This is a genomic window from Noviherbaspirillum sp. Root189 (assembly GCF_001428545.1).
In the GTDB taxonomy this organism is placed as follows: domain Bacteria; phylum Pseudomonadota; class Gammaproteobacteria; order Burkholderiales; family Burkholderiaceae_D; genus Noviherbaspirillum.
The window spans coordinates 76,438-90,860 of record NZ_LMHZ01000034.1; the positions used below are offsets into that span (position 1 = coordinate 76,438).

Annotated in this window: 13 protein-coding genes and 1 pseudogene; 13 read left to right on the forward strand and 1 reads right to left on the reverse strand. The window is 57.9% G+C overall.

Translation table 11 applies throughout. The features are described 5' to 3' along the window. Window positions 1-248 precede the first annotated feature (248 nt). Together ASE07_RS19010 and ASE07_RS19025 are read left to right on the forward strand one after the other, a co-directional pair. A complete protein-coding gene (locus ASE07_RS19010; protein ID WP_057292395.1) occupies window positions 249-506 on the forward strand; it encodes a helix-turn-helix domain-containing protein in 258 nt (85 codons plus the stop codon). Window positions 507-1,871: 1,365 nt separating this feature from the next. Then, window positions 1,872-2,480 (forward strand): annotated as a pseudogene (locus ASE07_RS19025) (ATP-binding protein); the annotation flags it as partial. A 22-nt stretch (window positions 2,481-2,502) separates the two neighbouring features. Here ASE07_RS19025 and ASE07_RS19030 read toward each other — a convergent pair. Then, the gene (locus ASE07_RS19030) at window positions 2,503-3,969 is read right to left on the reverse strand and encodes an aminotransferase-like domain-containing protein (protein ID WP_057292398.1); all 1,467 of its coding nucleotides are present in this window, start codon (window positions 3,967-3,969) and stop codon (window positions 2,503-2,505) included. Window positions 3,970-4,147: 178 nt separating this feature from the next. On the opposite strand from ASE07_RS19030, the gene ASE07_RS19035 reads away from it, so the two are divergent. The 11 genes from ASE07_RS19035 to ASE07_RS19085 all read left to right on the forward strand — a co-directional run bounded on the left by ASE07_RS19035 (window position 4,148) and on the right by ASE07_RS19085 (window position 14,420). After that, window positions 4,148-4,480, forward strand: coding sequence for a hypothetical protein (locus tag ASE07_RS19035; RefSeq protein ID WP_057292399.1), 333 nt, complete (start codon window positions 4,148-4,150; stop codon window positions 4,478-4,480). 138 nt (window positions 4,481-4,618) lie between these two features. Beyond that, window positions 4,619-5,467, forward strand: a complete 849-nt coding sequence (locus tag ASE07_RS19040; protein ID WP_057292400.1) for an AraC family transcriptional regulator — start codon at window positions 4,619-4,621, stop codon at window positions 5,465-5,467. A 31-nt stretch (window positions 5,468-5,498) separates the two neighbouring features. Beyond that, window positions 5,499-6,476 (forward strand): DMT family transporter, encoded by a 978-nt coding sequence (locus ASE07_RS19045; protein WP_057292401.1) that lies wholly within the window; start codon window positions 5,499-5,501, stop codon window positions 6,474-6,476. A gap of 61 nt (window positions 6,477-6,537) precedes the next feature. Beyond that, a complete protein-coding gene (locus ASE07_RS19050) occupies window positions 6,538-7,080 on the forward strand; it encodes a hypothetical protein (RefSeq protein ID WP_057292402.1) in 543 nt (180 codons plus the stop codon). Window positions 7,081-7,206: 126 nt separating this feature from the next. Beyond that, complete coding sequence (locus tag ASE07_RS19055) at window positions 7,207-7,551, forward strand: DUF1840 domain-containing protein (RefSeq protein WP_057292403.1); 345 nt, start codon at window positions 7,207-7,209, stop codon at window positions 7,549-7,551. A gap of 17 nt (window positions 7,552-7,568) precedes the next feature. Next, window positions 7,569-8,438, forward strand: a complete 870-nt coding sequence (locus ASE07_RS19060; RefSeq protein ID WP_057292543.1) for an alpha/beta hydrolase — start codon at window positions 7,569-7,571, stop codon at window positions 8,436-8,438. Window positions 8,439-8,527: 89 nt separating this feature from the next. Further along, window positions 8,528-9,166, forward strand: a complete 639-nt coding sequence (locus ASE07_RS19065) for a LysE family translocator (protein WP_057292404.1) — start codon at window positions 8,528-8,530, stop codon at window positions 9,164-9,166. Window positions 9,167-9,201: 35 nt separating this feature from the next. Next, entirely contained in the window at window positions 9,202-10,509 is a 1,308-nt protein-coding gene (rsmB, locus tag ASE07_RS19070) for a 16S rRNA (cytosine(967)-C(5))-methyltransferase RsmB (RefSeq protein WP_057292405.1), read from the forward strand. A 215-nt stretch (window positions 10,510-10,724) separates the two neighbouring features. Then, window positions 10,725-11,303 carry a DUF4390 domain-containing protein gene (locus tag ASE07_RS19075; protein ID WP_200960978.1) on the forward strand — a complete coding sequence of 193 codons (579 nt, stop codon included), beginning with the start codon at window positions 10,725-10,727 and terminating at the stop codon, window positions 11,301-11,303. Window positions 11,304-11,305: 2 nt separating this feature from the next. After that, window positions 11,306-13,609 (forward strand): sensor histidine kinase, encoded by a 2,304-nt coding sequence (locus ASE07_RS19080; protein WP_057292406.1) that lies wholly within the window; start codon window positions 11,306-11,308, stop codon window positions 13,607-13,609. A gap of 82 nt (window positions 13,610-13,691) precedes the next feature. Continuing rightward, complete coding sequence (locus tag ASE07_RS19085; protein WP_057292407.1) at window positions 13,692-14,420, forward strand: response regulator; 729 nt, start codon at window positions 13,692-13,694, stop codon at window positions 14,418-14,420. The last annotated feature ends 3 nt before the right edge of the window (window positions 14,421-14,423 follow it).

The following is a 14,423-nucleotide window of genomic DNA, read 5'->3' on the forward strand; positions in this document are numbered from 1 at the left end:
CGCGCAAAAACCATCACGGTGATTTCGTCGTACGTGATACGTTTGCTATACAAGTTCTTCAGTTTTAGTGAAAAAACCACAGCTCACGGTATTCGGCACTTCAATCCCAGCTCGCAAAATTTGCACGGGTAATCAATGAGATAGCCAATATTAGAGCAACTTAATGTAGATGTAAACACAGTAGATGTTTGAGCAGTAGATGTTTACCCAGTCGACATATACGCAGGGTTGGATAATCCTTCGATTCCATGACAGTTTCCGAAACAAAACCATCCTCGCGCATGAAAGTTGCGGAAAACGTACGCGTACTACGTATGGCGATGGGAGTCTCACAAGAAGCTTTGGCTTTGAAAGCCGGGTTTCATCGGACGTATGTTAGTCAGGTCGAACGGGAGATGGTCAACCTCACGGTGGATAACCTCGATAAGCTTGCGAGGGCATTAAAAGTTGATTCCGCGAGGCTTTTGGCAATACCGAGGAAGAAGAAGGAAAAAGCCTCCCCTTGAGCGGATGCTAGAAGGTTTTCATATAGCTGTTCAAGACCAATGAATCGGACAGTAGAATCGATGGAGGGCAATGATTGCAGTACATGTTTTGCCGGCGGATACCCTGTTTCGGCTTTATCTACAGGATGGAAACCAAACCCGAGCTCTACTATGGTTCCGTTGTTCGAACAACGGCGACTTAGTCACGCGTCCGCGGTCATCCGGGCGACGGGTTTCCGAGGTAAAAGGCAATTTTGAAAAAGGCTACTTTAAAGGCACGTCAATCCCTGAACCTATGTCATTGAAAGGTAATGACGAAAAGGACCATGTACACCTGACGTTCCATCCGTCAGTCAAAGGTCCGAGGCCCGTTCTGTTCGGTGTCCGCAGGCGTCAAAGTATTCCGCGCTTCGACTTGTGTAGTCTTGAGCGACTCGAAGAAGTCGTAATCCATTCGCTTGCGTCTCCCGGCCACTACCCTATTGAAAGCCCCTCGTTGGACAGGTTAGATGGCAAATACCATGGAGTGATTACTAATCCCTATGCCCCCGGGGTGCAGCCCAAGATAACCTTCTGGGTTGCCCCAATAAAACGGGATATCGTGGAATTTGGGGATGAGGTGCTTGTACCAGGCTGCTTCCTATACGCGCGCTGTTCGCCAAGGAGCTTGCAACATGATTTGCTCGTGCAAGTAAAATTGGATACTGCTCCATATACCGAGTACGGAGACGTTCACATTATGGCGGCGCCAATATCTGGTGACGGACAAACCTAGGAGGTCGGTCACTTCTGCCGAACTCCTACGGCAGTAAGTTTGCTATCTTCAATACCGCCCGTTTGATGATGCACTTCCCACGACGGATTCCTCGTCCTCAACGGATTCTATGCCCGGCGCTGAGTCGTATGTAACACAACGCCCCCTTGGCCTGTGGTTTCCCTTTGCCAAGTAAAAGAATACTAACTCGCTCCAAATAACTTCAATCGCTATATCACTGTAGCGGTGGCAAAGAGCAATCTCATTTCCGCCCACCGCATCAGACAGGAGCGACTGATGACAAAATATTTGGATATTTGGGAGCTAGGTGAGCTTCTTGGGCGAGCGCCCGAAACTATACGAAAGCAGATGAGAAGCGACCCTAGACGAGTGCCGCCGAGAATGCACATTCCTGGTAAGAAGATGCCGAGATGGAGCGCTTCTGAGGTCGAGGCTTGGCTAGAGGAGCAAGCTTTTCTATATAAGGACGCAGAGCTCAAAAGGTACTCATTAGATGAAGAATGAGATGAAAATGCCGGACCCATTCTTGGTCTAATAAAAAACCTTTTAGATGAAGAATAAACCCTTGATTTGAAAGGGGACTGGTAAATCAATCTAATGTTTTACCGGATATAGTACTTGATGAACTGCCGGAGTTCGATCGCAAGGTCCTCGAAGTCTTGCGCGAACCCCTTGAGTCGGGACACATCACGATTTCACGCGCGGCACGACAGGCCGACTTTCCCGCCCGTTTTCAATTGATCGCCGCGATGAATCCCTGCCCCTGTGGTTACCTCGGCCATGTTGCCAACCGTTGCCGTTGCACGCCGGATGTGATTGCGCGCTATCAGGACAAGATTTCCGGGCCGCTTCTCGACCGCATCGACATGCAGATTCAAGTCTCCGCATTACCGCATGACGAGTTGCTGCGACAAGCTAACGGCGAAGCGTCGAGTGCGATCGGCGATCGGGTGGAGCTTGCGTTCGACAGGCAATTGCGGCGCCAAGGTAAAGGCAACCATGCATTGACGACGGCCGAAATCGATCTGCACTGCAAACCTGATGATGCAGGTGAACAGATCCTGCGTACGGCGATGACGCGCCTGCATTGGTCGGCGCGCGCGTATCACCGCGTGCTGAAGGTGGCGCGCACGATTGCCGACATGGACGGTACCGGGATTATCACGAAGGCACATGTGGCTGAAGCGATTCAGTACCGGCGCGCGTTGCGTGAGCATTAACACGCCTACTCCCGCAGTCAGCCTATGCGACGTCCCGTGCCAAATCCGAGACGATATGCCCAACGCGCCGTATCGCATCATCGATATCCGCCGAATAGCGCCAGCCACAACTGACACGCACAAAGGCATCAAAGCGATTCGAATTGGAAAACATCGATCCCGGCGCGATCAGGATGCCATCGCGCAATGCCGCATCGAATACCTTTTGCGAAGACAGCCTGTGCGGCAATTCCATCCAGAGCGTGATGCCGCCATTGGGCATCGTGAGACGCGTACCAAGCGGAAAGCTGGCCGCGATTGCTTCAGCCATGCGTTCGCGTTGTGGCCGTAGCGCGGAGCGCAGGCGACGCAGATGACGGTCATACCCGGTAGAGGCGAGGAAATCCGCGGCGGCGATCTGCGACCATTCTTCATTGTCGCGGGTGTGCGCGTATTTCAGCATGGCGACCCGCGCCTGCCATTTGCCGGCGACCATCCATCCCAGCCGCATGCCGGGTGCAAGCGTCTTGTGCAATGACGCGCAATAGATGACGTTGCCGCTGCGGTCCCAAGCCTTCAATGCATTCGGCAGCACTTCGCTTTCCACCAGCGCGGTATAGGTGTCGTCCTCGATCAGCGCGACGCCGTTGCGTTCGCAGAGTTGCACCAACCGCTGCTTGTTGGCGTCGGGCATGATGCTGCCAAGCGGATTCTGCAAATGCGGCACCACGACGACGGCCTTGATGTGGTCGTAGGTTTGCATCGCCAGTTCCAGCGCTTCGATCGACAGGCCGCTGCCGGCGCTGGTAGGAATTTCCAGTGCGCGCAGGCCCAGACTTTCCAGGATTTGCAGCAAGCCGTAAAAGGTCGGCGATTCCACCGCCACGGTATCGCCGGGTTGGGTGACGGCGCGCAGTGCCAGGTTGAGGGCTTCAATGCAGCCGTGCGTAATGGTGACCTCTTCCGGTGCCAGCACCATGCCGTTGGCGAGTGCGCGTTTTGCAAGCACCGAACGGAAATGCAGGTTCCCGCCTGCCGGCGTGCTGCGCACCAGCAGTTCCGGATAGCGGCGCAATGCACGGATGGCCGCATTCTTTAGGTGTGCGGCAGGATAAAACTCAGGGGCGGCGCGCGCACCGGAAAAATTCACCTTGACCGGCATGGCCCGGCCTTTTGCGATGAAATCCGACACCCGTGCGTGGATGCCGACATATTGCGCCGGGTCCGGCGGTACGGCGATATCCGGCTCATCCGGCGGCATGATGGCCGCACGGCGCGGCTGGCGCACAAAGTAACCGGAACGCGGGCGCGCTTCTATCCAACCCTCGCTTTCAAGTTGCCTGCATGTCTGCAGTGCCGTCGACAGGCTGACATCGTGCAATCGCATCATGGCCCGTACCGATGGCATGCGTTCGCCCTGCGCGAGAGCGCCTGCCTTGATCGCGCCAAGGTAGTGGTTTGCCAGTTGCCGGTAGAGTGGTTGCTCCGGTTGCAGTCGTTGCGCGTCCATATCGCATGATCGCCTGCCCAGCCCTCGCCGGACAGATATAGATATTGATAAAACGAACAATAACAGATGGGTTGCCGCGGAACTGTTCCGGTTCACCAAATCGCTTCTTGTGCCTGTTACGGTGTGGGCGTCGTCTTTACGATGAAGGCATGCCAATCAACAGAAAAGAAGGTGTGCGATGGAAGAATTTTCGCAAAGAATCATTCTGCAAGCCGGACAACGCCTGCCGCGATATGTCAAACCCGGTATGCAGATTGTGGCCGTTGCTGGCAGCCTGCGCATCGAGGGACCACTGTCCTCACCGGATGGGCACATGATCCGAACGGTCGTTGCCCTTCAGGAAGGCGCGGTGCATCTGATTTCGGATACCGGATGGATTTGCCTGTCAGCGACATCCGCGGCCGAGTTGATATGCATGACAGGCAGCGTCGAAGCACGGTCGCTGTGGCAAAGCCTGCGTGCGGCGCTCAGCCTGATGCGTCGGCGGACGGCATCGCGCTATGGCACGTGAGAATTGAGGACACTAAGCTGCTGCGCGCGCCGCTCGATAAAGTTCTATCATGGCGAGTATCTACAGCACACGACAGACCCGGCATTGTCGGTACGGCAATATCGGGCAGCGTGATTACGACCGCAGACACCGCAGCATATGTTCCAGCACCCGTCCGAATTCGTTACCTTCAAGGCCAGCCCGCATCTGCCGGGTGTAGAGCTGTATTCCGCACGCCTTGTCGACCATGCGTTTTCGCCGCATGTGCATGACGGCTATTCGCTGGGCGCAATCGAAGCGGGCGTGGAGCGCTTTCGTTATCAGGGCGAGGAACATATCGCACCAGCCGGCACGCTGGTTCTGCTCAATCCCGATGAGCTCCATACCGGACAAGCGGAAGTCGATAGCGGCTGGACTTACCAGATGCTTTACATCGAACCCGCTACCTTGCTGCAGATGACGGGTAGCGAAGCCTTCTTTCCGGATGCGGCGGTACATGACCCGGTACTCGCGAACACCTACAGGGCGACGTTTCGCCAGATGTGGAATGCGCCGGATGACATTGCCTTCCTGTCCGGCTTCACACACCTGGTTGATGTGGTTGTCGCACGCTATGGCCGCAATGCACGCGATGTACAACCAACGTCACCGCGTGAACGCCAACGCATGGCAGGCATGCAAAGAGTCATCGATTGCATCGAAGCGCATCTCGACGAGACCCTGAGCATCGAGACACTGGCGGCGGAAGCGGGTTTATCGGTATTTCATTTCGTGCGCAGTTTTTCAGCGACCTTTCATGCAACGCCGCACCAGTACCTGCAGGCCCGGCGTGCAGCGCGCGCCAAGTCCCTGCTGGCCCGGCGCGCAACGCCATCGGACGCCGCGGCGGCGGCCGGCCTCACCGACCAGAGCCACCTGAATCGCTGGTTCAAACGCACCTACGGCGTCACGCCTGCACAATACCAACAGCAAATTGGTACAAGACCACAGGGATACGTGCGCACATAATCGGCCCCTCTGTCCCTTTTGAATTTGCATCATGCTGATCGGTTTACTCTGCGCTCTTGGCGCTGGCCTCATGTGGGGTTTGGTTTTTGTTGCCCCACTCATGCTGGGCGACTATCCGGGGCTTATGCTCTCTTTCGGGCGCTATGTTGGTTTCGGCCTGATCGCGCTGGTGCCGGCGTTCTTTGACCGGCAGCGGATTGCCGCGCTGACGCGCACCGACTGGATCGCAGCGCTCAAGCTCGCGCTGGTCGGCAATATCCTTTATTACGCCGCGCTCGCCACTGCGATCCAACTGGCCGACGCACCTTTGCCCGCGATGCTGATCGGCACGCTGCCGGTCATCATTTCCATTTTTTCGAACTGGGCACCCGGCCATCCATCGGAAGCGATTGCGTGGAGACGTCTCGCACCATCGCTGGTGATCATTTTTGGCGGACTCATGCTGGTCAATGCGAGCGAACTGGCCCACCTCGATGGCTCGCGCTCGCTGCGCGACTATGCCCTGGGCTGCTGCATTGCGCTGGGTGCGCTGGCCGCGTGGACCTGGTATCCGATCATGAATGCGCGTCACATGAAGCGCCATCCGCATATTCGATCTTCAACCTGGTCGACGGTACAGGGCCTGGCAACATTGCCGCTCGCGCTGACCGGCTTGGCGGGCTACGGTGCGGTCAACGCAGTCAGCGGCGGCTATGATTTTCCGCTCGGCCCACGGCCGTTGCAGTTCGTCGGGCTGATGCTGGTATTGGGCCTTTGCGCGTCATGGCTGGGCACCATGCTATGGAACAAGGCCAGCCAGAAGCTTCCGACTTCCCTGGCTGGCCAGCTGATCGTCTTTGAGACCTTGTCGGCGTTGTTGTACGCGTTTATCTGGCGCGGTGCGGCACCCAGTGCGCCCGTCGTGGCCGGGATCGTGCTGTTGTGTATCGGGGTGATGCTGGGTATGCGCGCTTTCCAGCAAGCCGGACATGGAGCGGCAGCCAAGGTGGAAGAAGTCGCTGCCGGCTAAGTCGTATTGCCGGCCTTTCTGCACAGCTTCGTTCACCGGCCGCAGCTGTTACCATGGCGGCATGTTCCCGATCACATCTACCCGTTTATGCAAGGTGGCGTGCATTGCCGCCACCGCATTGCTGCTCGCCTGCAGCCCCAAATATGACTGGCGCGAAGTTCGCAGCGCCGATGCCAACTTCATGGCGATGTTTCCCGGCAAGCCCGCATCCCATTCCCGTCCCGTTAATCTGGACGGCGCCCAGGTAACGATGAGCATGACGGCTGCCGACGTCGATGGCGTCACTTTCGCCGTCGGCAGCGCGGTGCTGGCGGACCCCACCCAAGCCCAGACAGCCTTGCTGGCCATGAAAACCGCCCTGACGCGCAACATGGCGGGTGCGGTCCGGTATGACAAGTCAGTGGCAACCCCGGCTGCGCCCGGCATGACCGAAATCGAAGTCGCCAGCCCGGTGGGTACTGGTGCCAGCGGTCCGCCGCGCCTGTTGATTGCCCGTTTTGCCGCACGCGAACGCCGGGTCTACCAGCTGGTCGTGGTCGGCGCGGAAAAGAATATTTCACGCGAACAGGTCGATACTTTCTTCAGTTCCTTCAAGCCGGGATGAGCAAAACCTGACTTCAGGAAGCCAGGCACTGAACCCGGGAAGGCCACCAATTGTCTGATTTGGCGTATAGCAAATTTGTAAAGCCATGCTATCGTTTAATCATATCGAATCGAAATTGGAGGCTCCATGTTGGTCAAATTCAAATCAAAAGCCGCTGCCGAAGTGCTGATGTACGAAGAGCATGCCAAGCGCATTCTTGATTTGCTGAACAAGGACGTCCGGCGTGGCGTTATTACCGCCGAGGAAACTCCCCTTGCCGTAAAGCGACTCGAAGCGGAAATCATGGAAAGCCGCTTACATCCGACATCGGAGGAAGTGCAACGCGACGTGCGTGCCCATCATGGCGAGAATGGCGATGACAACGAACACGAACCGGTCGAATTCGTCACCTTTGCCACCCGCGCCTATCCCTTGCTCGAAATGCTGCGTGCGGCCAAACATGAAGGCCACGACGTGATGTGGGGCGTCTAGTGGAGCAGGCGCCGACCATGGCAACATTGGCCGCTGCCAATCCGGTCGAACATCGGCTCCATGCCGCCGACGGCACATCGCTATTTGTCAGGGACTGGTGCCTGCCCGCTGCCAAAGGCGGCGTCCTGCTGATGCATGGCCTTGGCGAACATTGCGGCCGCTACGCGCACGTCGCACGGTTTTTCAATGAATGCGGCTGGTCGGTCCGCGCCTACGATCATCGCGGTCATGGCCGGTCCGGCGGACCACGCGGCGACATTCCCGACAGTGAAGCGATGTTGCGCGACGCCGCCATTGTCATCAGCGATTTCGCGCCTCGATTCGATGGGCCGCCGCTATTGCTCGGTCACAGCATGGGCGGGCTGTTCGCGGCACGTTTTGCCACGGCCGGCCTGGCGCCGTTGCGTGGACTGATCCTGTCCTCCCCTGCCCTGGCGGTGCCGCTATCAGGCGTGCAAGGCATGCTGCTCAAGGCATTACGTGCGGTTGCGCCTGGACTGGGAGTTCCCAATGGCTTGCAGACGCGATACCTGTCGCATGATCCCGCCGTTGTCGCCGCTTATGAAAAGGATTCGCTGGTGCATCCGAAAATCAGCGCGCGCCTGCTCACCGGCATGCTGGAAGCCGGAGCCTACGCGCGAAATCATGCGGCTGCTCTCAGGATACCGACCCTCTTGCTGGTCGCTGGGGACGATCACCTGGTCGATGCTTCCGGCAGTGAAGTGTTTTACGGCAGACTATCCCCGGGCATCGGCACCATGCATCGTTATGCGGGCAACTATCATGAAATTTTCAATGAAGTTGGGGCGGCGCGCGTATTTGCGGACCTGCGCGCCTGGCTGACCCAACAGGACATCGAGGCGCTGAAGCCTGAACACGCGGCCTGATCGTTATTGTCGTTGAGCGGATTTGTCGCCGACAACGGCTACAATCCTGTCTTTATCTCACTGCACCCGCACTTCTGCGCGACCGTATCATGAACTCCTTCGGCATTTACAATTTCGGTCTTTTCCTGGCTGCCGTGCTGTTGCTGAATGCGACACCTGGACCGGACACCGCTTACATCGTCGGGCGCAGCATTGCGCAAGGCCGTTCCGCCGGCTTGATGTCGGCACTCGGCATCTCGGCCGGCTGCTGCGTGCATGCGGTGGCTTCGGCGGTCGGCCTGAGTGCGGTGCTGGCGGCATCAGCCACGGCGTTCATGCTGGTCAAGCTGGCTGGCGGCGCTTATCTTATTTATCTCGGCATACGCATGCTGCTGGCCAAACCGGCAGCGGACAACGTGTCGACAGCACACGCCGACGTGCGTCCGCTGCGCACGATTTTCTGGCAGGCGATGCTGACCAATGTGCTTAACCCTAAAGTCGTCCTGTTCTTCCTCGCATTCATTCCGCAATTCGTGCAGGCGGATGCGCCGCACAAGACCCTGGGTTTCCTGTTTCTCGGCCTGGCGTTCGCCTTCATCAGCATGGGATGGAATAGCGGGACAGCTTTCCTGGCCGGCACGCTGGCGCGTCGCGCCAGCAATAATCCGCAAGTCAGGCTGTGGCTGGAACGCTTTGTCGGCACAGCCTTTGTCGGACTCGGCGTCAAGCTCGCGCTGGCCCGGCCATAACCCTTTAATACACGCAGTCACACTGCGCCATCCCCGTGTCAAAAATTCAACTCAAAAACGACTCTCTTGCCTTCAGCCTGTACGGTGCGGCGCATGCCGTAGCAAAGGTCAAGGCAGGAACCGCCCTGCCGCAGGCGCTGGCCGCGATCTTTGCGCGCGACAATCCTTTGCCGCAAGCGCGCGGTGCAATTCAGGACATTTCCTACCGCACGATGCGCCGGCTTGGCCAGGCGGAAGCCCTGCTTGGCCTGCTGGCCAGCAAGCCACCTTCGCCGCCGGAGTTGCATGGCCTGCTGTGCTGCGCGCTGGCGCTGATGCTGCAGACCGGCGATGATGCTCCTTATGAATCGTTTACCGTCGTCGACCAGGCTGTCACCGCGTGCGCGGCCGACCCCGGCATGGCGCACGCAAAAGGCATGGTCAATGCGGTGTTAAGGCGCTTCCTGCGGGAGCGCGACACCCTCCTTCAGCAAGTCGGCAAGCAGCCGCCGGGACAATGGAATTACCCGACCTGGTGGATCGACAGTGTCCGCAGCGCGTATCCATCGCAATGGCAAGCGATTCTTTCGGCGGGCAACAGTGCGCCACCACTGACCTTGCGCGTGAACCGTCGCAAGGCCACGGTCACCGACTATCTGCAGACACTCGAAGCCCAGGGCATGGCTGCCACGGCCATCGGTCCGTTCGCGGTACGCCTTGAGCGTCCGCTACCGGTCCAGCAGATTCCCGGCTTTGCCGAGGGCGTCGTCTCGGTGCAGGACGCCGCCGCGCAACTGGCGGCTCCCTTGCTGGACCTGCAGGATGGCATGCGCGTGCTCGACGCCTGCGCAGCACCGGGCGGGAAGACCGGGCACATTCTTGAGCAGGCGGCGGTCGACGTTACTGCGCTGGACAGCGATGCGCATCGTCTGACCCGCATCAATGAAAACCTGCAGCGGCTGCAACTCGATGCAACACTGCGTCAAGGCGATGCCGCGCAACGCGACTGGTGGGATGGCCGCCTGTTCGACCGTATCCTGGCCGACGTACCGTGTACAGCGTCCGGCATTGTCCGCCGTCATCCGGACATTCGTTGGCTGCGACGCAAAGCCGATACCGCGCAACTCGCCGCCCTGTCGGCCCACATCCTCGACAATCTGTGGAAAATGCTGCAACCCGACGGCAAACTGCTGTTTGTCACCTGCTCGCTGTGGCCACAGGAATCGGAAGCGCAGGCAGCCGCATTTGCAGTCAGAAATGACGCCATCCGGCTACCGGCGCCGGGCCAGTTGCTGCCGACAGCCGGGCAACAGCAAGATCACGACGGTTTGTTCTATGCGCTATTCCAAAAGAGCAGCGTCTGATAGTATCTTTTTCGATAAACCGGTCACCGCTGGAAGGAAGCATGAATACAACTGTTTGCAGTTTTACATTTTCTTGCCTGGATTGCCCCAGCGAGGCCATGGCACGCAACCATACGGGCACGACACCACCAGAAAACACGTCGGCATTGCAATGCCGATCAGGCAATATTTGAGTACCGGCATGTCTCATCATCCCTGAACGGCGCCCGATACGAGTGACTCACCGTTTCTTCCGATTCCTGGCAGGCTTTTTCCTGACGGCGCTGCTGCTAGCGCCAATATTCACGCCTTCTGCACACGCTGCGGAAGGCGTCGACATTACGCATGCCAATCTGGAAAGCACCGAGGACGGTTACCGGCTGGCCCTGGGATTTTCATTCGAGCTGACACGTGGCCTGGAAGATGCGATCACACGTGGCATTCCGCTGTATTTCACCACCGAGGTACAGATCAATCGTCCACGCTGGTACTGGTTCGATGAAAAAACGATCACGGCGTCGCAAACTATCCGGATCTCCTACAATGTATTGACCCACCAATACCATGCATCGATTGGCGGGCGCCTGCAACAAAGCTTTGCCACGCTCGACGATGCGCTGTCGCTGGTGCGACGGCCGAGCCGCTGGATCGTGGCCGACAAGAGTGCGCTCAAGCCCGGCGAAACTTATTATGTCGCGGTCCGCATGGGACTCGATGTCGCAAGGCTGCCCAAGCCGTTCCAGGTCCATGCGCTCAACAGTTCCGACTGGCGTTTTTCGTCAGACTGGCTGCAATTCACTTTCAAGGCTGAGTAACCGTGCAGCGTTTCCTGCGTTACTTCCTGATCGTCGGCGGTGCTATCGTCAGCATTTTGCTGTTTCTGCTGGCGTCAGCCTCCGAGAATTCTGCTTTCTTTGACCGGCACTATCCCGAGCTGCTGGTCCTTAACGCCGTCATCGCGGTTGCCTTGCTCGCATTGGTGAGTCTGCTTCTCGCCAGGTTATACAGGGGCTATAAACGGCGCGAATTCGGCTCGCGGCTGATGGCGCGACTAGTCTTGCTGTTCGCCATGATCGGCATCTTGCCGGGCATCGTCATTTACATCGTTTCGGTGCAATTCGTCTCGCGCTCGATTGAATCCTGGTTCGACGTGCGGGTCGAGTCAGCGCTGGAATCCGGCCTGACCCTGGGCCGCACCGCGCTTGACGGCTCGCTTGCCGACCTCACCGCCAAAGCGCGCAGCATTGCCCTTGAATTGTCCGAGCTGTCCGACGCGGCGCAGATCACCCAGCTGTCACGTGTGCGTGATCAAAGTCAAATGCAGGAAGCAACTATCGTGACGTCGAGCGGTCAAATTGTCGCGACCGTCGGTGGCCGACTGGGAAGCTTCATTCCCGACTTGCCGAATGCGACGATGCTGCGACAGGCCCGCCTGACGCGTTCGTATTCAGCCATCGAGGGAGGCATTGATTTTCACGAGAATCCTGCCAGGGAAGAGAGCGCCTCGGGCGAACAGCCGAACGTCGCTTCCGCAAGCGATCCGGGCGATGCGGGTGGTTTGCGCTTGCGCGTGGTGGTAGCGATCCCCGCATCGAACAATGAACTCAGCCTGCAAAGCGAATCGCGCTTCCTGCAGTTGCTGCAACCGGTGCCCGCGCATCTGGCCGCCAACGCCGAAGCCTTACGGGCCGCCTATAGTGAGTATCAGGAACGCTCACTGGCCCGTACCGGCCTGCGCAAGATTTATATCGTCACGCTGACCCTGACGTTGCTGCTGGCGATTTTTGGCGCGATTGCAGCCGCATTCCTGATTGCGGGCGACCTTGCGCAACCGTTGCTGGTGCTGGCTGAAGGTACCAAGGCCGTCGCCGAAGGCAATTTATCGCCGCGGCCCATCGTCGCCAGCTCCGACGAACTTGGCACACTGACCCAGTCGTTCAATACCATGACGCGACAGTTGTCGGAAGCGCGCATGTCCGTCGAACGCAATCGTGCTGCGCTGGAAAACGCGAAGGCTTACCTGGAGTCGGTGCTAGCCAATATGTCCGCCGGCGTCATGGTGCTCGATGGACAGTTCCGGCTAGTGACATGCAACGAATCGGTCGAGCGCATCCTGCAGCACGATTTCGATCCGCACATCGGCAAACCGCTGGTCGGCATCAATGGGCTCGAGCCACTGGCAACGGCGATCACCAAGGCTTTTTCGGAACAGAGCGCACAATCAGCGGGCAGCTCCGAAGAATTGCATTGGCAGAAACAGATTGAAATACCTCGTCCTGCCGCGAGCGTTGAAAATGATAACAACCTCACCCTGCTGGCGCGTGGCTCGTATCTGCCAATCGCAGGAGGGAAAGGTTATATCGTGGTGTTCGACGATATTTCCGATGTCATTTCAGCCCAACGGTCCATTGCATGGGGCGAAGTTGCACGGCGTCTGGCCCATGAAATCAAAAACCCGCTGACACCGATCCAGCTGTCGGCGGAGCGTCTGCAGATGAAACTGGAAACCAAGCTGGCGGACGCGGATGCAGCAATGCTGACAAAGAGCACTGCCACCATTGTCAACCAGGTATCGGCCATGAAGCGCATGGTGGACGATTTCCGCGATTACGCGAAGACGCCGCCGGCGATGCTAACGCCACTGAGCCTGAATGAACTGGTGGAGGAAATTCTGCATCTCTACACCGCCGGCGATGAACGCGACATCATTCATGCTGTGCTCGCCCCGAATTTACCGCAGGTAATGGGTGATGAGACGCAACTTCGGCAAGTGATTCACAATCTACTGCAGAATGCGCAGGATGCCGTTGCCGATCGCCCAGCCGATGCGGCGAAAGCAAGAATTGATGTGTTGACCGAAACAGTGCATTACCAGGATTCGGACGGCGAGAGCCGTACTGCGGTAAGGCTCTCGGTGACAGACAACGGGCCCGGCTTTTCGTCGAAAATTCTGGCGAGGGCATTTGAGCCCTATGTCACATCAAAGGCAAAAGGCACCGGATTGGGACTCGCCATGGTAAAAAAGATTATTGATGAACACGGTGGCCGGATTGATATCAAAAACCAATCAAGCGGCACTGGTGCAAAAGTAGCAATTTTGCTGTTAAAGTTAGCGACGTGACAAGATTTCGGCTTTTGCATGCTGACGTGCAATTGTGCATACGAACGAACTTGGCGACATTAGAAGCAGATAAGGTAAGCATATGGCAAATATTCTGGTAGTCGATGATGAAATGGGAATCCGTGAATTACTTTCGGAAATCCTGGGAGATGAAGGCCATGTCGTCACCACCGCGGAAAACGCGCAACAGGCACGCGACGTCAGGGCTCAGGGTGCGCCCGACCTGGTGCTGCTTGACATTTGGATGCCAGACACCGATGGCGTCACCCTACTCAAGGAATGGCAACGTGATGGCATGCTGACAATGCCCGTCATCATGATGTCCGGACATGCAACCATCGATACGGCCGTGGAGGCAACGCGGATCGGCGCGCTAAATTTTCTCGAAAAGCCGATCGCTTTGCAAAAATTACTCAAAGCCGTGCAGCAAGGGCTCACCCGCACATCGGAAGCCATCCGTCCCATGCCCGTGTACCAGCCACGGCCCGCCCCCGTTGCTCTGGAAGAACCTGCGACTGCAGCGGCAGTGGCGACTGCCGTGTATGCGCCGGGATCCAACACCGGAAATGGCGTTGCACAGTCCCCGCAAGTGCCAGTCCAAACGGAGACGGCGGTATTTGGACTGTCCTTCGACATGCCGCTGCGGGAAGCCCGCGATGCCTTTGAGCGCGCGTACTTCGAACACCATCTGGTTCGTGAAGGCGGCAGCATGACGCGCGTTGCCGAGCGTACCGGACTTGAGAGAACACACCTGTATCGCAAACTCAAGCAGCTGGGCGTCGAACCAAGTAAAGCCTCCAGAAAAGGCTGATGC